Annotated in this window: 17 protein-coding genes, 1 pseudogene, 1 riboswitch and 1 other annotated feature; all 18 genes and pseudogenes read left to right on the top strand. The window is 43.4% G+C overall.

The window, feature by feature from the left end; genetic code table 11:
* The first annotated feature begins 7 nt into the window (after positions 1–7).
* On the top strand, positions 8–715 hold the full coding sequence (locus tag NSQ09_RS14175; protein WP_069837493.1) for a DUF881 domain-containing protein: 708 nt from the start codon (positions 8–10) through the stop codon (positions 713–715).
* A 17-nt stretch (positions 716–732) separates the two neighbouring features.
* The gene (locus NSQ09_RS14180; protein ID WP_003238683.1) at positions 733–1,098 is read left to right on the top strand and encodes a small basic family protein; all 366 of its coding nucleotides are present in this window, start codon (positions 733–735) and stop codon (positions 1,096–1,098) included.
* A 163-nt stretch (positions 1,099–1,261) separates the two neighbouring features.
* Positions 1,262–2,584, top strand: coding sequence for a cell division protein FtsA (ftsA, locus tag NSQ09_RS14185; RefSeq protein ID WP_003232169.1), 1,323 nt, complete (start codon positions 1,262–1,264; stop codon positions 2,582–2,584).
* A gap of 35 nt (positions 2,585–2,619) precedes the next feature.
* Positions 2,620–3,768 (top strand): cell division protein FtsZ, encoded by a 1,149-nt coding sequence (gene ftsZ, locus NSQ09_RS14190; RefSeq protein WP_003232167.1) that lies wholly within the window; start codon positions 2,620–2,622, stop codon positions 3,766–3,768.
* A gap of 302 nt (positions 3,769–4,070) precedes the next feature.
* Entirely contained in the window at positions 4,071–8,372 is a 4,302-nt protein-coding gene (locus NSQ09_RS14195; protein ID WP_272515575.1) for a bacillopeptidase F, read from the top strand.
* A gap of 194 nt (positions 8,373–8,566) precedes the next feature.
* Positions 8,567–9,496, top strand: coding sequence for a sigma-E processing peptidase SpoIIGA (spoIIGA, locus tag NSQ09_RS14200; RefSeq protein WP_026113602.1), 930 nt, complete (start codon positions 8,567–8,569; stop codon positions 9,494–9,496).
* Between the two features lie 62 nt (positions 9,497–9,558).
* Entirely contained in the window at positions 9,559–10,278 is a 720-nt protein-coding gene (sigE, locus tag NSQ09_RS14205) for an RNA polymerase sporulation sigma factor SigE (RefSeq protein WP_003221446.1), read from the top strand.
* A 139-nt stretch (positions 10,279–10,417) separates the two neighbouring features.
* On the top strand, positions 10,418–11,200 hold the full coding sequence (sigG, locus tag NSQ09_RS14210; protein ID WP_213382380.1) for an RNA polymerase sporulation sigma factor SigG: 783 nt from the start codon (positions 10,418–10,420) through the stop codon (positions 11,198–11,200).
* A 147-nt stretch (positions 11,201–11,347) separates the two neighbouring features.
* Positions 11,348–12,141 (top strand): annotated as a pseudogene (locus tag NSQ09_RS14215) (ABC transporter ATP-binding protein).
* Between the two features lie 12 nt (positions 12,142–12,153).
* A riboswitch (TPP riboswitch) is annotated at positions 12,154–12,255 on the top strand.
* An 87-nt stretch (positions 12,256–12,342) separates the two neighbouring features.
* The gene (gene ylmB / locus NSQ09_RS14220) at positions 12,343–13,623 is read left to right on the top strand and encodes an N-formyl-4-amino-5-aminomethyl-2-methylpyrimidine deformylase (RefSeq protein WP_341031762.1); all 1,281 of its coding nucleotides are present in this window, start codon (positions 12,343–12,345) and stop codon (positions 13,621–13,623) included.
* An 82-nt stretch (positions 13,624–13,705) separates the two neighbouring features.
* Positions 13,706–13,951 (top strand): YlmC/YmxH family sporulation protein, encoded by a 246-nt coding sequence (locus NSQ09_RS14225; protein WP_003232153.1) that lies wholly within the window; start codon positions 13,706–13,708, stop codon positions 13,949–13,951.
* Positions 13,952–14,113: 162 nt separating this feature from the next.
* Positions 14,114–14,950, top strand: coding sequence for a peptidoglycan editing factor PgeF (gene pgeF / locus NSQ09_RS14230; RefSeq protein WP_341031764.1), 837 nt, complete (start codon positions 14,114–14,116; stop codon positions 14,948–14,950).
* Between the two features lie 6 nt (positions 14,951–14,956).
* Positions 14,957–15,649 (top strand): YggS family pyridoxal phosphate-dependent enzyme, encoded by a 693-nt coding sequence (locus NSQ09_RS14235; protein ID WP_014479734.1) that lies wholly within the window; start codon positions 14,957–14,959, stop codon positions 15,647–15,649.
* Positions 15,646–16,101 (top strand): cell division protein SepF, encoded by a 456-nt coding sequence (gene sepF, locus NSQ09_RS14240; protein ID WP_014479735.1) that lies wholly within the window; start codon positions 15,646–15,648, stop codon positions 16,099–16,101. The genes NSQ09_RS14235 and sepF overlap by 4 nt, the downstream gene beginning before the upstream one ends.
* A gap of 6 nt (positions 16,102–16,107) precedes the next feature.
* A complete protein-coding gene (locus tag NSQ09_RS14245; RefSeq protein WP_014479736.1) occupies positions 16,108–16,380 on the top strand; it encodes a YggT family protein in 273 nt (90 codons plus the stop codon).
* A gap of 60 nt (positions 16,381–16,440) precedes the next feature.
* Positions 16,441–17,214, top strand: coding sequence for a YlmH family RNA-binding protein (locus tag NSQ09_RS14250; RefSeq protein WP_015383612.1), 774 nt, complete (start codon positions 16,441–16,443; stop codon positions 17,212–17,214).
* Between the two features lie 93 nt (positions 17,215–17,307).
* The gene (gene divIVA / locus NSQ09_RS14255; protein WP_003221468.1) at positions 17,308–17,802 is read left to right on the top strand and encodes a septum site-determining protein DivIVA; all 495 of its coding nucleotides are present in this window, start codon (positions 17,308–17,310) and stop codon (positions 17,800–17,802) included.
* Positions 17,803–17,864: 62 nt separating this feature from the next.
* Positions 17,865–18,091, top strand: a binding site (T-box leader).
* Between the two features lie 52 nt (positions 18,092–18,143).
* On the top strand, positions 18,144–20,909 hold the full coding sequence (gene ileS / locus NSQ09_RS14260) for an isoleucine--tRNA ligase (protein WP_017694832.1): 2,766 nt from the start codon (positions 18,144–18,146) through the stop codon (positions 20,907–20,909).
* Positions 20,910–20,968 lie beyond the last annotated feature (59 nt).

A 20,968-nucleotide genomic window follows, 5' to 3' on the forward strand; every position in this document is an offset into this window, starting at 1 on the left:
AAACAGATTGAAAATAAAGCGTTCCTTCATAAGCATCAGTGTGCTTATGGTCATCTTCGGCCTGATGATATCTGTTCAGTTTAATTCGTTAAAGCACCCCAAAGTCCGGGATACAAGAGATATGTGGGATATTAGGGAAGAGCTGACATCAGAGCAGAAGAAGCAGGAAAAGCTGCTGGCTGAAATAAACAAATATGACAAACTGCTGAATAGCTATTCGCAAACGAAAGAAATGACAAAAGAAACCGCGCTAAATAATACCTTGCAATCCTTAAAAAAAACAGCCGGCATGACCGATATAACAGGTAGCGGAATTGTCATTACGATTTCCCCGCTTTTTTCTGAAAGCTTAACAGGAGAGCCGATCGAAAATCCGCCTCCGGATTTGCTGAAAAAGCTGATTAATGAACTCAACTCCTACGGTGCAGAGCATATCTCGATTAACGAGCGAAGAGTTGTGAATCATACAGTCATCAGAGATATAAACGGCACTACAAAAATAGACGGATACGCCCTTGACGATTATCCTTTAACAGTAAAAGTGCTTGCCAAAGATCCGGACACGTTACACAGCAGAGTGAAGGGGTCAGGCCTTGAGGATCTTTTTGCATCTGAAAATTTAGCATTAAAAGCCGGTAAATCTGAAAGCAAACTAACATTAAAAGCATATGACAGACCACTGGACGTACAACAGCTGAAACTGCTTAAAGACTGAAAAGGAGGAGAATTGTCATGTGGCTGCCCGTGTTGGGACTGGTGCTCGGAATAGCGATTGGACTAATGACAAACTTAACGATACCGAGTGAATACTCAAACTATTTATCGCTTGCGGTGCTTGCCGCACTTGATACATTAATCGGCGGAATCAGGGCGCATTTACAAGGTACATATGATGAAATGGTATTTGTTTCCGGTTTCTTTTTTAATATTATATTGGCAATAAGTTTAGCTTTTCTGGGAGTCCATCTTGGTGTAGACTTGTATTTAGCAGGTATATTCGCATTTGGAGTCAGATTATTTCAGAATATAGCCGTTATCAGAAGAAATCTACTAACAAAGTGGACTCTTTCTAAAAAAAATAAAAAAAATGTGATATAAAAGAGGATATACATAGGATATAACGAATATTTTCAATAAACATAAAATGTGAAAAATATTCTGTTGTTATTTTTTGTTACACACTTGTAAAGCCACATTCATTGTATTGTTGTTCCGCAAATAATAGAATAGAAATGATCGAAATGTGAGGAGGTGCCATAGAATGAACAACAATGAACTTTACGTCAGTCTTGACATCGGTACGTCCAATACAAAAGTGATCGTCGGAGAAATGACAGATGATTCCCTTAATATTATCGGTGTGGGAAATGTACCGTCTGAAGGGTTGAAAAAAGGCTCAATCGTTGATATAGATGAGACCGTTCATTCTATAAGAAAAGCGTTTGACCAAGCTGAAAGAATGGTAGGTTTTCCGCTTAGAAAAGCTATTGTCGGCGTTAATGGAAATTATATCAATATTCAAGATACAAACGGTGTTGTAGCAGTTTCCAGTGAAAATAAAGAAATTCAGGTTGAAGATGTACGCCGTGTCATGGAGGCGGCACAGGTTGTTTCAGTACCGCACGAACAGCTGATTGTTGACGTCATTCCTAAACAGTTTATCGTAGATGGAAGAGATGAAATCACCGACCCGAAAAAAATGCTGGGTGTGCGTTTAGAAGTAGAGGGCACCTTGATCACCGGTTCAAAAACAATCTTACATAACTTACTCCGCTGCGTTGAAAGAGCTGGTATTGAAATAACTGATATTTGCCTTCAGCCGCTGGCAGCCGGTTCTGCTGCATTATCAAAGGACGAGAAAAACCTTGGTGTGGCTCTCATTGATATAGGGGGAGGGTCAACAACCATTGCCGTATTCCAGAACGGACATCTCACTTCTACCCGTGTCATTCCTCTCGGAGGCGAAAATATCACCAAAGATATCTCCATCGGATTGAGAACGTCAACAGAAGAAGCAGAACGCGTGAAAAAGCAATTTGGACATGCCTACTATGACGAAGCCTCGGAAGATGAAATATTTGAGGTAACCGTTATAGGCACCAATCAAAAACAAACATTTACACAGCAAGAAGCAGCGAATATCATTGAAGCGAGAGTAGAAGAAATTCTTGAAATTGTTTCAGAAGAGCTTCGCAGTATGGGTATTACCGATCTGCCGGGAGGCTTCGTGCTGACAGGAGGACAAGCAGCTATGCCGGGTGTCATGTCTTTGGCGCAGGATGTGCTGCAAAACAATGTCAGAGTGGCAAGCCCGAATTATATCGGTGTAAGAGATCCTCAATATATGACGGGAGTGGGCCTGATCCAATTCGCCTGCCGGAATGCAAGAATCCAAGGCAGAAAAATAGGCTTTAAGATGCCTGAAGAAGCGATACAGGAAATCGCAGTCTCATCATCTGAGGAACAAGAGCAGCATCATCACCAAAATGAGGTGCAGCAGCGGCCAAAAGGAAAACAAAAAACACAAGCCGAACATAATAAACAGAGCAAAATGAAAAAACTATTAAGCATGTTTTGGGAATAGATAGATAGTCATTCGGCAGATTAGGAGGATTTAGCATGTTGGAGTTCGAAACAAACATAGACGGCTTAGCATCAATTAAAGTAATCGGAGTAGGAGGCGGTGGTAACAACGCCGTTAACCGAATGATTGAAAATGAAGTGCAAGGAGTAGAGTATATCGCGGTAAACACGGACGCTCAAGCTCTTAACCTGTCAAAAGCAGAAGTGAAAATGCAAATCGGCGCAAAGCTGACTAGAGGATTGGGAGCAGGTGCGAATCCGGAAGTTGGGAAAAAAGCCGCTGAAGAAAGCAAAGAGCAGATTGAAGAAGCACTTAAAGGTGCTGACATGGTATTCGTGACAGCTGGTATGGGCGGCGGAACAGGAACAGGTGCCGCACCGGTTATCGCACAAATCGCGAAAGACTTAGGCGCATTAACAGTCGGCGTTGTGACAAGACCGTTTACCTTCGAAGGACGCAAAAGACAGCTTCAGGCTGCAGGCGGAATCTCGGCAATGAAAGAAGCGGTGGATACATTGATCGTGATCCCGAACGATCGTATCCTTGAAATTGTTGATAAAAACACACCGATGCTTGAAGCATTCCGTGAAGCGGATAACGTACTTCGCCAAGGGGTTCAAGGTATTTCTGACTTGATTGCTACACCTGGTCTTATCAACCTTGACTTTGCTGATGTGAAAACAATCATGTCAAACAAAGGATCTGCTTTGATGGGTATCGGTATTGCTACTGGGGAAAATCGCGCGGCAGAGGCAGCAAAAAAAGCAATTTCCAGCCCGCTTCTTGAAGCGGCCATTGACGGTGCGCAAGGCGTCCTCATGAACATCACTGGAGGAACAAACCTCAGCCTATATGAGGTTCAGGAAGCAGCAGACATTGTCGCTTCGGCGTCTGATCAAGACGTAAACATGATTTTCGGTTCTGTTATTAATGAAAATCTAAAAGATGAGATTGTGGTGACAGTGATTGCAACCGGCTTTATCGAACAAGAGAAGGACGTGACGAAGCCTCAGCGTCCAAGCTTAAATCAAAGCATCAAAACACACAACCAAAGTGTTCCGAAGCGTGAGCCAAAACGTGAGGAGCCTCAGCAGCAGAATACAGTAAGCCGTCATACTTCACAGCCGGCTGATGATACGCTTGACATCCCGACATTCTTAAGAAACCGTAATAAACGCGGCTAATGTAAAGGACAAAATCGTTTTCGATTTTGTCCTTTTTTGTTTTTCTCTTCACACTTTCCTTCTTATAAAGTCTTTTTCCCTATTGCTTCCTTCGCTTAGTAACAAAAAAGATAATTAGACCTATTTATTTTTGTGACATTTTTATCATTTTCATATATATGGAAATTGAATGACATGAAACGACAATATCTGTAATTCAGATTGTCTACAGTTAATATACAGCGATGTTCTGACAAACCATTCATTATTAAAAGGAGGGACGACACTTTTTTTAAAAAGCATGTTGAAAAAGGGGGATGAAAATGAAGAAAAAAACGAAAAACAGACTCATCAGCTCTGTTTTAAGTACAGTTGTCATCAGTTCACTGCTGTTTCCGGGAGCAGCCGGGGCAAGCAGTAAAGTCACCTCACCTTCTGTTAAAAAGGAGCTTCAATCTGCGGAATCCATTCAAAACAAGATTTCGAGTTCATTAAAGAAAAACTTTAAAAAGAAAGAAAAAACGACTTTTCTGATTAAATTTAAAGATCAGGCTAACACAGAAAAAGCGGCAAAAGCGGCTGTTAAAAAAGCGAAATCGAAGAAGCTGTCTGCCGCTAAGACGGAATATCAAAAGCGTTCTGCTGTTGTGTCATCTTTAAAAGTCACAGCCGATGAATCCCAGCAAGATGTCCTAAAATACTTGAACACCCAGAAAGATAAAGGAAATGCAGACCAAATTCATTCTTATTATGTGGTGAACGGGATTGCTGTTCATGCTTCAAAAGAGGTTATGGAAAAAGTGGCGCAGTTTCCCGAAGTGGAAAAGGTGCTTCCTAATGAGAAACGGCAGCTTTTTAAGTCATCCTCACCATTTAATATGAAAAAAGCACAGAAAGCTATTAAAGCAACTGACGGTGTGGAATGGAATGTAGACCAAATCGATGCCCCAAAAGCTTGGGCACTTGGATATGATGGAACTGGCACGGTTGTTGCGTCCATTGATACCGGGGTGGAATGGAATCATCCGGCATTAAAAGAGAAATATCGCGGATATAATCCGGAAAATCCTAATGAGCCTGAAAATGAAATGAACTGGTATGATGCCGTAGCAGGAGAGGCAAGTCCTTATGATGATTTGGCTCATGGAACCCATGTGACAGGCACGATGGTGGGCTCAGAACCTGATGGAACAAATCAAATCGGTGTAGCGCCTGGCGCAAAATGGATTGCTGTTAAAGCGTTCTCTGAAGATGGCGGCACTGATGCTGACATTTTGGAAGCTGGTGAATGGGTTTTAGCACCAAAGGACGCGGAAGGAAATCCCCACCCGGAAATGGCTCCTGATGTTGTCAATAACTCATGGGGAGGGGGCTCTGGACTTGATGAATGGTACAGAGACATGGTCAATGCCTGGCGTGCGGCCGATATTTTCCCTGAGTTTTCAGCGGGGAATACGGATCTCTTTATTCCCGGCGGGCCTGGTTCTATCGCAAATCCGGCAAACTATCCAGAATCGTTTGCAACTGGAGCGACTGATATCAATAAAAAGCTCGCTGACTTTTCTCTTCAAGGGCCATCTCCATATGATGAAATAAAGCCGGAAATATCTGCACCGGGCGTTAATATTCGTTCATCGGTTCCCGGTCAGACATATGAGGATGGTTGGGACGGCACATCAATGGCAGGGCCGCATGTATCCGCTGTTGCTGCACTGCTGAAACAGGCGAATGCCTCACTTTCTGTTGATGAGATGGAGGATATATTAACCAGCACGGCTGAACCGCTCACGGATTCAACATTTCCTGATTCACCGAATAACGGATATGGCCATGGTCTGGTGAATGCTTTTGATGCTGTATCCGCTGTTACAGATGGTTTAGGGAAAGCGGAAGGACAAGTTTCTGTAGAGGGGGATGACCAAGAGCCTCCTGCCTATCAGCATGAGAAAGTAACTGAAGCCTATGAAGGTGGCAGCCTGCCACTGACTTTGACAGCTGAAGACAATGTGAGTGTGACATCTGTAAAGCTGTCCTACAAGATTGATCAAGGTGAATGGACAGAGATAACGGCTAAACGAATCAGCGGTGATCATCTAAAAGGAACGTATCAGGCAGAGATCCCAAACATAAAAGGAACTAAACTAAGCTATAAGTGGATGATTCACGATTTTGGCGGTCATGTCGTTTCGTCTGACGTATACGATGTAACAGTGAAACCAAGCATCACGGCGGGATATAAACAGGACTTTGAAACTGCACCCGGCGGCTGGGTTGCGAGCGGAACAAATAATAACTGGGAATGGGGAGTTCCGTCAACTGGCCCAAATACAGCAGCATCCGGAGAAAAAGTATATGGAACGAATTTGACAGGAAATTATGCCAACTCAGCAAACATGAACCTTGTTATGCCTCCTGTTAAAGCACCTGATTCAGGAAGTCTGTTCCTTCAATTTAAAAGCTGGCACAATTTAGAGGATGATTTTGATTACGGCTACGTTTTTGTTCTTCCGGAAGGTGAAAAGAATTGGGAGCAGGCTGGTGTCTATAACGGAAAGACATCAAGCTGGACGGAGGAAGAAATTGATTTATCGGCTTATAAAGGCCAAAACATTCAAGTGATGTTTAACCTTCAATCTGATGAAAGCATTGCAAAAGAGGGCTGGTATATTGATGATGTAGTGCTTTCTGACAAATCAGCCGGAAAAACAGTCAAAAAGAATAAGCTGGGCGTCGAAAAGCCGTCTGGAAAGCAAAAGAAAAAGCCAGTAAATCCGAAAAAGGCTAAGCCATCTGCAAACACAGGGGTAAAACATCAGAACAAGGCTATACAGCCTCAAGTTTTGCCGCTCAGGGCACAAGTCAGTGTAGTGGAAACAGGAAAATCAACTTATTCAGATCAATCCACAGGGCAGTACACGCTGAAGCACAAAGCGGGAGACTATACGCTTATGGCAGAAGCATATGGTTATCAGTCGAAAACACAAAAAGTATCTTTAAAGACGGATCAGACCACACAAGCTAATTTTACGTTAGAAGAGATGAAGAAGGGCACATTAAAAGGCACGGTCATCAATAAAACGACAGGAGAGCCGGTAAAAGGCGCTTCCGTTTATGTTGTAGAGGATGCTGCGGTGGAACCGGCTATGACAAACGACAAAGGTGAATATACGCTGGAGGCCTATGAAGGCGCTTATACGATTAAAGTCGCTGCACCGGGTTATTACAGTGATGAATTTTCCGTTGAGTTAAAAGGTGATGTTACAAAAGAAACTGCATTGAAGCCTTTCGTCGGTTATCCGGGTGAAATTGCATATGATGACGGAACGGCGGAGAATGCCAATTCCTATTTTGCTGCCGGGAACGGATGGGCGGTAAAAATGACGCTCGCTGACGGCAAGGACAAAGGCATGCTTACAGGAGGGCTGTTCAGATTCTGGGATACAGAGTTCCCTGATCCCGGCGGCACAGAGTTTAAGGTTGAGGTATACGATGCTACAGGAAAAGACGGAGCACCGGGCAAGAAAATTGCCGGGCCATTTAACGCTGAAGCTCTTCGCAATGGCGAGTGGACTAAGGTAGATCTCAGTTCAAAAGGGATTATGGTCGATAAAGACTTTTATCTCGTATATATCCAGTCGAAACCTGACCCGTATTCACCTGGATTGGCAATGGATGAAACCGGCAAGAATTCCGGCCGCAACTGGCAGTATATAGGTGGACAATGGGAGCCGGGTGACGAAGCAGACGGCAACTATATGATTCGCGCATTAGTTGATTACGAAGCTGCTGTACCTGAGATTACTTCACCGACAGACAAATCATACACAAATAAGGAGAACGTCACTGTAAAAGGAAAAGCTTCACCTAGTACAACGGTACACATTTATAATGATGAGAAAGAAGCAGGAGAAACAAAAACTGCCGCGGACGGCACGTTCCAGACAGGCATCACACTCAACAAAGGTGAAAATGAGCTGACGGCAACTGCATCAACTGACAACGGAACAACAGATGCCTCCAGCCCAATCACGGTCACGCTTGATCAAGAAAAGCCTGAGTTAACGCTGGACACTCCAAAGGATGGCGGGAAAACAAATAAAGAAACGCTGACTGTCAAAGGGGCTGTATCCGATGACAATCTGAAAGACGTCAAGGTGAATGGCAAAAAAGCAACAATAACCGATGGTTCATACTCAGCCCGAATTCTTTTGGAGAATGGAAGCAATGAAATCAAGGTGATTGCTACAGACTTAGCAGGCAACAAAACGACGAAAAAGGCTGTCATTGATGTCAATTTTGATAAGCCTGTCATTTCCGGCTTAATTCCGGGAGAGGATAAAAACTTAAAAGCCGGTGAATCTGTGAAAATCGCTTTCTCAAGCGCTGAGGATTTGGATGCAACGTTTATCATTCGTATGCCGCTGACGAATGCAAGAGCGAGTGTGCAAAATGCCACCGAACTCCCGTTAAGAGAAATTTCTCCGGGGAGATATGAAGGCTATTGGACAGCCACTTCTTCTATTAAAGCAAAAGGAGCAAAAGTAGAAGTGATCGTACGAGATGATTATGGAAATGAAACTAGAAAAACTGCGAATGGAAAACTTAATATCAACACAGAAAATTAAGTGGAAAAAAGCTGCCGTCATTGGCAGCTTTTTTATATATCCTCTCATTACACTTCCTCGACAAATTAAGCAGATTTCCCTGAAAAATTGTATTTTCCTCTCAACATTAATTGACAGACTTTCCCACAGAGCTTGCTTTATACTTATGAAGCAAGAAGGGGAACAGCGTGAGGCAAGAAAGAAAGGAGTCAGATGTGAAAATCTATTTAGATGTCATTTGGCTGTTAAACTTTTGTTTTGATGCACTTTTGCTTTTGCTCACGGCATTTATTTTAAAACGGCATGTAAAAAAAAGAAGACTGGTAGGCGGAGCGTTCATCGGTTCCAGTATTGTCCTTTTGATGTTTACTCCTTTTTCGCCGATTGTTGAACATCCGGCTGGGAAGCTAGCTTTTTCAGTTGTGATTGTGGTGGTGACATTTGGCTTTAAAAGATTTCGGTTTTTCTTTCAAAATTTGTTTTCCTTTTATTTTGCCACTTTTTTAATGGGGGGAGGAATTATCGGAGCCCATTCTTTGCTGCAGTCAAATTCTATTGTTCAAAACGGTGTCATGATTACCAATCAAACAGGGTTTGGAGACCCGATCAGCTGGTTGTTTATTGTTGGTGGCTTTCCAGCATTATGGTTTTTTTCTAAAAGAAGAATTGAAGATATTGAAACAAAAAACATTCAATATGAGGAACGAGTCAGCGTGCAGGCAGATTTGGGCAGCCAAACACTTCATGTCAGAGGCCTGATTGATTCCGGTAATCAGCTGTATGATCCTCTTACAAAAACACCGGTAATGATCATTTACATTGATAAACTGGAGCCGATTTTCGGAACAGCCGAAACGATGATCATTCGAAACACAGACCCATTGGAAGCCATCGAACATCTCGATGATTCCTTTCGCTTTTTAGATAAAATGAGGTTGATTCCATACAGGGGAGTTGGTCAGCAAAATCAATTTTTATTATGCGTTAAACCGGATCACGTAACGATTATGACAAAAGAAGAAATGATTTCTGCAGATAAATGTTTAATCGGTATCAGCACAACAAAGCTGTCGGCAGATGGAGAGTTTGACGCGATTATTCATCCGAAAATGCTTTCGGGCAAGGCTGTCAAACACGTTTCATAATGTTCGCAAATGTCCGTTACTTATCATACTCAAACGGCGTGACATTTAGAAGGGAGAGGAAGATGAAAAAACTGAAATTACGGTTGACGCACCTCTGGTATAAGCTGCTGATGAAACTTGGGCTGAAAAGTGATGAAGTCTATTACATAGGCGGGAGTGAAGCCCTGCCGCCTCCATTATCTAAAGATGAGGAGCAGGTTTTGTTAATGAAGCTCCCAAACGGCGATCAGGCGGCGCGCGCCATTCTAATTGAACGCAATTTGCGTCTAGTCGTATATATCGCCCGTAAATTTGAAAATACGGGAATTAATATAGAGGATTTAATCAGCATCGGTACCATCGGTCTAATCAAAGCTGTGAATACATTCAATCCAGAAAAGAAAATCAAGCTTGCTACCTATGCCTCCCGGTGTATAGAAAATGAAATCCTGATGTATCTGAGGAGAAATAACAAAATCCGTTCAGAGGTTTCCTTTGATGAACCGCTTAATATTGATTGGGACGGCAATGAGCTTTTGCTTTCTGATGTGCTCGGCACTGACGATGACATCATCACTAAAGACATAGAAGCTAACGTCGATAAAAAGCTTTTGAAAAAAGCGCTTGAACAGCTTAATGAGAGAGAAAAGCAAATCATGGAGCTGCGGTTTGGGCTTGTCGGTGAAGAAGAAAAAACCCAAAAGGATGTAGCGGATATGATGGGGATTTCTCAGTCTTATATTTCGCGGCTTGAGAAAAGAATTATAAAAAGGTTGAGAAAAGAGTTCAACAAAATGGTGTAAAAAATTTTATGGTTAGAACCCCTTTATTTTACAGGGATTTCCTGATTCCGACAGTTTTTCGGTCTGAGTGCAGTGCATATTTTTCCCACCCAAGGAGATACTTAACGTTGTACAGCAGCTCCTGTAGGGAGGGAAAAAAGTGTCGAGAAATAAAGTCGAAATCTGCGGGGTGGATACCTCCAAATTACCAGTACTCAAGAATGAAGAGATGAGAAAGCTGTTTAGGCAGCTGCAGGATGAAGGCGATGATTCAGCAAGAGAAAAGCTTGTAAACGGGAACTTGCGTCTTGTCTTAAGTGTCATTCAACGATTTAATAACAGAGGGGAGTATGTTGATGACTTATTTCAAGTCGGCTGCATCGGACTAATGAAATCCATTGATAATTTTGACCTAAGCCACAATGTTAAGTTTTCAACATACGCTGTACCTATGATTATCGGAGAGATCCGCAGGTATTTACGCGATAATAACCCGATCCGTGTCTCAAGATCACTCCGGGACATCGCTTACAAGGCGCTTCAGGTAAGAGAGCGGTTAATCAGTGAGACAAGCAAGGAGCCGACTGCAGAAGAGATCGCAAAAGTTCTTGAAGTACCGCATGAGGAAATTGTATTTGCGCTTGATGCCATCCAGGATCCGGTTTCTCTATTTGAACCGATCTATAACGACGGCGGAGACCCGATCTATGTGATGGACCAAATCAGTGATGAGCGCAACACAGATTCACAATGGATTGAAGAGCTGGCTTTAAAAGAGGGCATGAAAAGGCTGAACGATAGGGAAAAAATGATTTTGAGAAAGCGATTCTTCCAAGGGAAAACCCAAATGGAAGTCGCCGAGGAAATCGGAATTTCTCAGGCGCAGGTGTCCAGACTTGAAAAAGCGGCTATCAAACAAATGAATAAAAATATTCATCAATAATGAAAAGCCTTTAAAACGATGTTGTTTTAAAGGCTTTTCTATTGATTACGGATGGTTTACGTTTTGGAAAAAGTAAGGTATCCTAGTTCGTACAAAGTTTTATGAAAATTAAAACAATTATAAAAGGCAATAAAGAGGAGGACCACGATGATTTTGCAGCTTGACAATGTCTCACTAAAACGGAATGGGAAATGGATACTGAGAGATATTCATTGGAAGGTGGAAGAAAAGGAAAATTGGGTGCTTTACGGCCTAAATGGCGCCGGGAAGACGGCGCTGTTAAATATGCTTTGCTCTTATTATTTTCCAACATCAGGCGAGATGCAGGTGCTTGGCCATGAATTTGGCAAAACAGAGCTTGGGGAAAAGCTCAGACGTAAAATTGGCCTCGTCTCAGCAGCTCTTCAGCAAAAATTGTATCCGGCAGATTCAGCCTTTGAAATTGCTTTGAGCGGAGCTTACGCTTCGATTGGGTTATATGAAACGCCAAGTAAGGAAACCAGGGAAAAAGCGATTGGTTTGTTAGAGGACTTGGGAGCAATTGAATATGCCGATCGCCGCTATGAAACCCTTTCTCAAGGGGAAAAACAAAGAGCGTTGATTGCTAGAGCACTAATGGCCGATCCGGAGTTGCTGATACTGGATGAACCAGTCACAGGGCTGGATTTTATTGCCCGGGAAAAGTTGTTAGATACGATTACATACATTGCAAACAAAGAAAATGCACCATCTATCCTTTATGTGACTCATCATGCTGAAGAAATTTTGCCTGTCTTTGAAAAGCCCTTTTATTAAAACAGGGAGAGGTCTTTGGATCCGGAGAAATAAAGGAAATGCTTACTGATCAAGTACTTTCCGCTTTTTTTGATACGCCAATCCATGTATTATGGAATCAGGATCGGCCGTTTTTAACAAGAGCTGAGCCGATAACGAATGCCTGACAAACATATATAGATTCATCCTAGGGGTGCTTTGCGAAGCTGAGAGAGACTTTGTCTCAACCCTTTTGACCTGATCTGGATCATGCCAGCGGAGGGAAGCGGTGAAAAGCGGAGTACATCGGACTCCGTTTGTTTTTATTAAGCCGTTTCATCACATTTGAAACGGCTTTTTTGATTTTAAAGAATAGGAGCGGATTTACATTGGATCAACAAATAGACTCTTTGCTCAAAAAAGTGGAAGAACAAAAGGAGGAGCTTATTCAGCTTGCAAAAACGCTGATTTCTTATCAAACACCCGCTCCGCCTGCAAGAAATACAGAGGGCATTCAGTCATGGATTGCGGGATTTTTAAATGAATTGGGATTCTCGATCGACAAATGGGATGTGTACCCTGGAGATCCCAATGTTGTCGGCAAGCTAAAGGGAACAGATTCAGCAGATTATTACAGCCTGATTATCAATGGTCATGTAGATGTGGCAGAGGTAAAAGAGGATGAAGAATGGGAGCGCGATCCGTTTCATCCCATTGAAAAAAACGGTCTCTTAATCGGGCGAGGCGCTTCCGATATGAAGGGCGGAATGGCTTGTGTGCTGTTTGCTGTCAAATTAATTCGTGAAGCCGGCATTGAGCTTCCCGGTGATCTGATTCTGCAATCGGTTATTGGGGAGGAAGTTGGAGAGGCCGGCACACTTGAATGCTGCAAGAGGGGCTACCGCGCTGATTTTGCAATTGTCGCGGATACGAGCGATATGCATATTCAAGGCCAAGGCGGTGTTATTACAGGCTGGATCGAAATCAAAAGCAGTCAAACATTTCATGATGGAACGAGACGGAATATGATTCACGCAGGCGGAGGAACATTCGGAGCAAGCGCAATTGAAAAAATGGCAAAAATCATTGCGGGGCTCGGTGAACTTGAGCGCCACTGGTCTATTATGAAAAGTTATCCCGGTTTTAAACCCGGCACAAATACGATTAACCCGGCAGTTATAGAAGGCGGCAGACATGCGGCTTTTATAGCGGACGAATGCCGGCTGTGGATCACAGTCCATTTTTATCCGAATGAAACCTATGACCAAGTGGCAGCGGAAATAGAAGATTACGTCAATCGGCTGAGTGACAGTGATATTTGGCTTAGGGAAAACCGCCCTGTATTCAAGTGGGGAGGCTCATCTATGATAGAAGACAGAGGAGAAATTTTTCCGGCATTGGAAGTTGACTCTGGCCACCCAGGCGTCTTAGCGCTAACTGCCTCTCATCAGAAAGTGAAACGGGAGTGTCCAATTATTGACGTTTCTCAATCAGTTACAGATGGCGGATGGCTGTATGATGCCGGTATTCCATGCGTAATATACGGTCCTGGAGATCTGCACAATGCACACTCTGTGAACGAGAAGGTATCGATTGAGCAGCTAGTAGAGTATACAAAAATTATACTCGATTTTATCATCAGCTGGTGCAGCCGGAAAAAAGAACAATGACATGAAAATTTCTTCTTGCTGACAAGGTTCAGCCTGCCCGTTCATATACTTGAACAAAAGGACGGAAAAAGGACGTGATGGAATGATCAGCATTTCAGAATTTCAGGTAAAGGATGTCGTCAATGTCTCAAACGGAAAAAAGCTGGGGAGTATTGGTGATATTGATATCAATGTGACCACTGGAAAAATTCAGGCGATCATACTCGGAGGAAATGGGAAAGTTCTCGGATTTTTTGGAAAAGAAGAGGAATTGGTCATTCCATGGCGAAATATAGTAAAAATCGGGGAAGATGTAATCTTAGTCCGATTAAGTGAACCACATGCATAAACCTGCTTGTCTGCCGCAGATTGGCAAATGCCGGAAGTCTCGATTCTTCCGGCACATTTCATTTAGAAATATGCAAATCGGCGCTCAACGAATGCAGTAAGATGTGGTAAAATAAGTGGGGAATTCCGCTTTTTTAAATGTTTGTCGAAAGGTTGGATCATCATGAATACATATCACCCATTCAGTCTTACCACACCCTCGACACTCATGATACAAGACTGGGTTCAAACGAATCAAAACAACAAAAAAGTCATTGCCGGATTTACGACAAAAAACGGCGGTGTCAGCCAAAAGCCTTTTGAATCGTTAAATACAGGATTGCACGTTCATGACAAAGATGCAGATGTAGTTAAAAATCGTGAATATATTGCCGATATGTTTAATACTGATTTGCAGTCTTGGGTATTCGCTGATCAGACACATGATAATCGCGTTCAGAAAGTGACGCAGAGGGATAGGGGAAAAGGCACCCGTGAGTATCACACGGCTCTAAAAGCAACGGACGGGCTCTATACAAATGAAAAAAATGTATTTTTAGCATTATGCTTTGCTGATTGTGTGCCTCTTTTCTTTTATGATCCGGTTAAGTCGCTTGTCGGAGTCGCCCATGCCGGGTGGAAAGGCACCGTCAAACAGATTGGCAGAGAAATGGTGAAGCAATGGACTGAGAAGGAAGGTTCAAATCCCTTAGATATTTACGCTGTTATTGGCCCGTCTATCAGCGGAGCATGCTATACGGTAGACGACCGCGTCATGGATGCTGTTCGTGCATTGCCGGTTTCAGCAGACCTTGCCGCCAATCAGACGGCAAAGGCACAATATCAGCTTGATCTGAAAGAGCTGAACCGTCTTATACTGATGGACAGCGGTTTGGCAAGTGAACAAATTTCTGTCAGCGGTTTATGCACGGAAAGCGAGCCGTCTCTTTTCTATTCTCATCGCCGCGATCAGGGGAAAACTGGACGGATGATGTCCTTTATCGGAATGAAGGAGGCATAAAAGATCTTGCGTGTTGTTGATAATTTACGACATATAAACGAACGAATAAACGAAGCATGTAACAGATCGGGCCGCAGCTCCGATGAAGTTACGGTTATTGCAGTCACAAAATATGTATCACCTGAAAGAGCACAGGAGGCAGTAGATGCTGGCATCACCTGCCTCGGAGAGAATCGGGATGCGGAACTGCTCCGCAAACAGGAATTGATGAAAGGGAATCCGGAATGGCATTTTATCGGCAGTTTGCAATCAAGAAAAGCAAAATCTGTCGTCAATGCGGTTTCCTATATCCATTCCCTAGACCGGCTCTCATTAGCGAAAGAAATTGAAAAACGGGCTGAAGGTACTGTACGATGCTTTGTGCAGGTCAATACCTCTCTTGAGCCTTCTAAACACGGCATGAAAAAAGAAGAAGTCATTCCATTCATACAGGAGCTTTCCGGTTTCGAACATATCCTTGTTGCCGGACTGATGACAATGGCTCCGCTGACTGATGATCAAGATCAGATCAGAAGCTGTTTCAGGTCGCTGAGAGAACTCCGTGACCAGGTTCAGAAGCTGAACCAGCCGAACGCTCCGTGTACTGAACTGTCGATGGGCATGTCAAATGATTTTGAAATTGCAATTGAAGAAGGAGCTACTTATATTAGAATCGGCTCATCGTTAGTCGGAAATGAAACAGGGGGTGTACAGCAATGAGTATGAAGAATAAACTGAAAAACTTTTTCTCAATGGAAGATGAAGAATACGAATATGAATATATTGAGACAGAGCGGGAATCTCATGAGGAGCATGAGCAAAAAGAAAAGCCGGCTTATACGGGGAATAAACCTTCGGGCAAACAGAATGTAGTGAGCTTGCAAAGTGTTCAGAAATCCTCTAAAGTGGTGTTGAGTGAGCCGCGCGTTTATGCGGAGGCGCAGGAAATAGCCGACCATTTGAAGAACCGGCGGGCAGTTGTCGTCAATCTTCAGCGGATACAGCATGACCAGGCGAAGCGGATTGTTGACTTTTTAAGCGGAACCGTTTATGCCATCGGCGGCGATATTCAAAGAATCGGCTCAGATATTTTCCTCTGCACGCCTGACAACGTAGATGTATCAGGCACAATTTCTGAGCTCATATCTGAAGACGAACATCAGAGGTGGTAAAGCGAGATGATCCTTTATCAAGTTTTTTCGGTTTTAAACTTATTAATCACAATATACTCATTTGCCCTGATCATATATATTTTTATGTCATGGGTGCCGAGTACGAGGGAAACAGCAGTCGGGCGTTTTTTGGCTTCGATTTGTGAACCATATCTCGAACCATTCAGAAAAATCATCCCTCCGATTGCAATGCTGGATATTTCACCAATCGTAGCAATACTTGTGCTTCGGTTTGCGACAACCGGCTTGTGGGGACTTTATCGCATGATTGCGTTTTAATGTGACAGTTTGATAGGGGCTTGGCAGCAGCCAAGCCTCTTTACATAGAAGGGAAAGACGATGAGCGATATATATCAGCACTTCAGAAAAGACGAGCGGGCCTTTATTGATCAGGCGCTCGAATGGAAAAGAATTGTCCAGGAGCAGTACCGGATGAAGCTGACCGACTTTTTAGACCCCCGAGAGCAGGTCATCCTCTCTGCTGTTACGGGACAGGCAGATGTCGGGCTTGCCTTTTCCGGCGGCTATGACAGAGCGGAGCGAAAACGGGCGATTCTGTATCCAGAGTACATTACTCCGGAAGAATCGGATTTTGAATTGCAGGCGTTTAACGTCCGTTATGCTGACAAGTTTGTCTCAGTAGATCATCGTTCTCTGCTTGGTGCATTAATGGGCATAGGGTTAAAGCGGCAAAAATTCGGTGACATCGTGTTTTCTGAGACAGCAGTGCAATTGATTGTCTCAGCCGATACCGCTGATTTTGTGGCTGCACAGCTGACCCAAGCAGGCAAAGCGGCGGTCAGCCTAGAGAAAATCGACTTGTCAGACCTTAACATTCCAGCAGTTGATGTCGAAATAAGAGATGACACGGTTTCTTCTTTAAGGCTTGACGCCGTCTGCGCCTCTATGAGCAGGCAATCCCGCCAGAAATCACAGACGCTTGTGAAAAACGGCCTTGTGAAAGTGAACTGGAAGGTGGTTGAAGATCCTTCATACATAGTCGCGGAAGGGGACATGCTGTCAATCAGAGGTTTTGGCCGGTGCAGCTTAACAAAAATCGAAGGGAAAACCAAAAAAGACAAATGGAGAGTTACGTTTGAACGACAAAAATAGTCGGTTTTTCAGTTTTTTTCTCCATCTGTGCGAAATTTGTTTTATAATGTGAACTAGATAACCGTACTGAAATGTAAAAATGGAGGTGGCATCATGCCATTAACGCCAAATGATATTCACAACAAGACGTTTACAAAAAGTTTTCGCGGATATGATGAAGATGAAGTAAATGAATTCCTAGCCCAAGTCAGAAAAGATTACGAAATTGTTCTCCGCAAGAAAACTGAGCTTGAAGCGAAAGTCAATGAGCTTGATGAAAGAATCGGACACTTTGCCAATATTGAGGAAACATTGAATAAATCAATTTTAGTTGCTCAAGAAGCGGCTGAAGACGTAAAACGCAATTCTCAAAAAGAGGCAAAGCTGATTGTTCGGGAAGCGGAGAAAAACGCTGATCGCATTATCAACGAATCGTTATCAAAATCAAGAAAAATTGCTATGGAAATTGAAGAGCTGAAAAAACAGTCTAAAGTGTTCAGAACACGTTTCCAAATGCTGATTGAAGCTCAGCTTGATCTTCTGAAAAATGACGATTGGGATCATCTCCTTGAGTATGAAGTCGACGCTGTATTTGAGGAAAAGGAATAAATTCTCTGATTATCTTGACATTTTCTTAGCTTGTCGAATATAATACGTTCATAAATTCAGATGAAAAAACGGTTGAAAGGGACAGTCATGTTTCCTTCAGGCCTTCATAGCGACCCGGAGATGGTGAGAGTCCGGGATGGCCGGAATCATGTAGATCAGCCCTTTAGTTTCCTTGCTGAACTCACAGTAGGTTAGGACGTTCATCACGTTACGATGCTCAAGAGGAAAAAGTGTATGCTTGCTTTTTCTAAAAGGGTGGTACCGCGAGATAAGCTTTCTCGTCCCTTATGGGATGAGAGGGCTTTTTTTATTTTCTGAAAAAATGCAGTGGAGGAATGAAAATGGATTTTAAAGACACGCTCTTAATGCCGAAAACAGATTTCCCGATGCGTGGAAATTTGCCAAACCGTGAGCCTGACATTCAAAAAAAATGGGAGGAAGAGGATATCTATCGTCTTGTTCAGGAACGGACGAAAGACCGCCCGAAATTTGTTTTACATGACGGACCTCCGTATGCAAATGGCGACATCCATATGGGCCATGCACTTAACAAGATTTTGAAAGACTTCATTGTCCGCTATAAATCAATGAGCGGCTACAACGCACCGTATGTGCCGGGCTGGGATACACACGGATTGCCAATTGAAACAGCTCTGACAAAAAACAAAAAGGTCAACCGCAAAGAAATGTCAGTAGCGGAATTCCGCAAACTATGCGAAGAGTACGCTTGGAAGCAAATCGAGGGACAGCGTGAGCAATTCAAACGTCTTGGTGTCCGCGGTGACTGGGAAAACCCATATGTGACATTAAAACCGGAATACGAAGCGCAGCAAATCCGCGTATTTGGTGAAATGGCAAAACGAGGCTACATTTACAAAGGCCTTAAACCGGTTAACTGGTCGCCTTCAAGTGAGTCTGCTCTGGCTGAAGCCGAGATCGAATATCAAGATAAACGTTCAGCATCTATTTACGTCGCTTTTGGTGTAAAAGACGGAAAAGGTGTTCTTGAAAACGGTGAGCGCATCATCATTTGGACAACAACGCCTTGGACAATTCCGGCGAACCTCGGAATCTCAGTGCACCCTGATCTTGAGTACAGCGTGATTGCAGTAGGTGATGACCGCTTTGTCGTAGCAAGTGCCTTAGTCGAAAATGTTGCATCGGCATGCGGATTTGATCAGTATGAAGTGACAAGAACGGTCAAAGGGAAAGACCTTGAGAACATTATCGCTGAACACCCGCTATATGGCAGAGACTCTCTCGTTATGCTTGGTGAACACGTAACAACTGATGCCGGAACAGGCTGTGTTCATACAGCGCCAGGACATGGGGAAGATGACTTTATCATCGGCCAAAAATACGGTTTAGATGTGCTTTGTCCGGTTGATGAAAAAGGTGTAATGACAAGCGAAGCTCCTGGCTTTGAAGGCATGTTCTATGATGATGCAAACAAAGCGATCACACAGCAGCTCGATGAAAAAGGCGCACTTGTGAAGCTTGAATTCATTACTCACTCTTATCCGCATGATTGGAGAACAAAAAAACCAACCATTTTCAGAGCGACAGCGCAATGGTTTGCGTCTATTAAAGATTTCAGATCAGACCTGCTGGATGCCATTAAAGAAACCAAATGGGTTCCTGAATGGGGCGAGCAGCGTTTGCACAACATGGTTCGGGACCGAGGAGACTGGTGTATTTCCAGACAGCGTGCGTGGGGTGTGCCGATTCCGGTATTTTACGCTGAAAACGGAGAACCGATTATTACAGATGAAACCATTGAACATGTTTCTGAATTGTTCAGACAGCACGGATCAAACATTTGGTTTGAAAAAGAAGCAAAGGATCTTCTTCCGGAAGGCTTTACGCATCCTGGCAGCCCGAACGGCACATTTACAAAAGAACAGGATATCATGGATGTTTGGTTTGATTCAGGCTCTTCACATCAAGCAGTGCTTGAAGAACGTGATGACCTCGTTCGCCCGGCTGATTTATACCTAGAGGGATCTGACCAATATCGCGGCTGGTTTAACTCTTCTCTTTCTACAGCAGTAGCCGTAACAGGGAAAGCGCCGTATAAAGGTGTGCTCAGCCATGGGTTCGCACTGGATGGAGAAGGACGCAAGATGAGTAAATCAATCGGTAACGTTGTTGTTCCGGCTAAAGTCATGAAACAGCTTGGTGCCGACATCTTAAGATTATGGGTATCTTCAGTGGATTATCAGGCGGACGTTCGTGTGTCTGACGCCATTCTAAAGCAGGTTGCGGAAGTATATCGAAAAATCCGCAACACGTTCCGTTTCCTTCACGGCAACCTTTTCGATTTTGATCCAAAAACAAATGCGGTGGCTGTCGAAGATCTTCGTGAAGTGGATCAGTATATGCTGATTAAGCTGAACAAGCTGATTGATAAAGTGAAAAAAGCGTATGATGAGTACGAATTTGCGGTTGTGTATCACAGCATTCATAATTTCTGCACAATCGAATTGAGCTCATTCTACCTTGATTTTGCAAAAGATATTGTCTACATCGAGCATGCGGATCATCCGGATAGACGCAGCATGCAGACAGTATTCTACGAAACGCTTCTTGCATTAGTGAAGCTTTCAGCGCCTATCCTTCCACATACGGCAGACGAATTGTGGTCGCATTTAACATTTGTTGAAGAGCAGAGCGTTCAGCTGACAGATATGCCGGAAACAATCGCGGTTCCAAACAGTGAAGCGACTGAAGAAAAATTTGACCGCTTTATGGCTCTTCGTGATGACGTGCTAAAAGCATTAGAAACTGCGCGAAATGAAAAAATTATCGGTAAATCTTTGGAAGCAAACCTGAAATTGTATCCAAACAAAGAAAACAAGGAGCTCTTGGCTTCCATAAAAGAAAACCTTTCTCAGCTGTTTATTGTGTCTGAACTGACAATCAGCGAAGAAAATGATGCGCCGAACGATGCGCAAAGCTTTGCGACGGGTAAAATCGCTGTCGAGAAAGCGGAAGGCGAAATGTGTGAGAGATCTCGTGTGATTTCAAAAGATGTAGGGGCAAATCCGAAATATCCTACACTTTCATTACGCAACGCTGAAATCGTTGAAAAATACTATCAAAAATAATGCAAAAGGGCCCGGCGTAAAAGCCGGGCTTTTTTTGTGCCAAGAGTGACATCCTTTAG

This window comes from Bacillus sp. FSL W8-1202 (assembly GCF_038006165.1).
Classification (GTDB): domain Bacteria; phylum Bacillota; class Bacilli; order Bacillales; family Bacillaceae; genus Bacillus; species Bacillus subtilis.

Excerpts from the sequence above, each read along its gene's own strand:
- NSQ09_RS14180 (WP_003238683.1), top strand. The coding sequence starts at position 733 with ATGTGGCTGCCCGTGTTGGGACTGGTGCTCGGAATAGCGATTGGACTA.
- ftsA (WP_003232169.1), top strand. The coding sequence starts at position 1,262 with ATGAACAACAATGAACTTTACGTCAGTCTTGACATCGGTACGTCCAAT.
- ftsZ (WP_003232167.1), top strand. The coding sequence starts at position 2,620 with ATGTTGGAGTTCGAAACAAACATAGACGGCTTAGCATCAATTAAAGTA.
- NSQ09_RS14195 (WP_272515575.1), top strand. The coding sequence starts at position 4,071 with ATGAAGAAAAAAACGAAAAACAGACTCATCAGCTCTGTTTTAAGTACA.
- sigE (WP_003221446.1), top strand. The coding sequence starts at position 9,559 with ATGAAAAAACTGAAATTACGGTTGACGCACCTCTGGTATAAGCTGCTG.
- NSQ09_RS14225 (WP_003232153.1), top strand. The coding sequence starts at position 13,706 with ATGATCAGCATTTCAGAATTTCAGGTAAAGGATGTCGTCAATGTCTCA.
- pgeF (WP_341031764.1), top strand. The coding sequence starts at position 14,114 with ATGAATACATATCACCCATTCAGTCTTACCACACCCTCGACACTCATG.
- sepF (WP_014479735.1), top strand. The coding sequence starts at position 15,646 with ATGAGTATGAAGAATAAACTGAAAAACTTTTTCTCAATGGAAGATGAA.
- NSQ09_RS14245 (WP_014479736.1), top strand. The coding sequence starts at position 16,108 with ATGATCCTTTATCAAGTTTTTTCGGTTTTAAACTTATTAATCACAATA.
- NSQ09_RS14250 (WP_015383612.1), top strand. The coding sequence starts at position 16,441 with ATGAGCGATATATATCAGCACTTCAGAAAAGACGAGCGGGCCTTTATT.
- divIVA (WP_003221468.1), top strand. The coding sequence starts at position 17,308 with ATGCCATTAACGCCAAATGATATTCACAACAAGACGTTTACAAAAAGT.
- ileS (WP_017694832.1), top strand. The coding sequence starts at position 18,144 with ATGGATTTTAAAGACACGCTCTTAATGCCGAAAACAGATTTCCCGATG.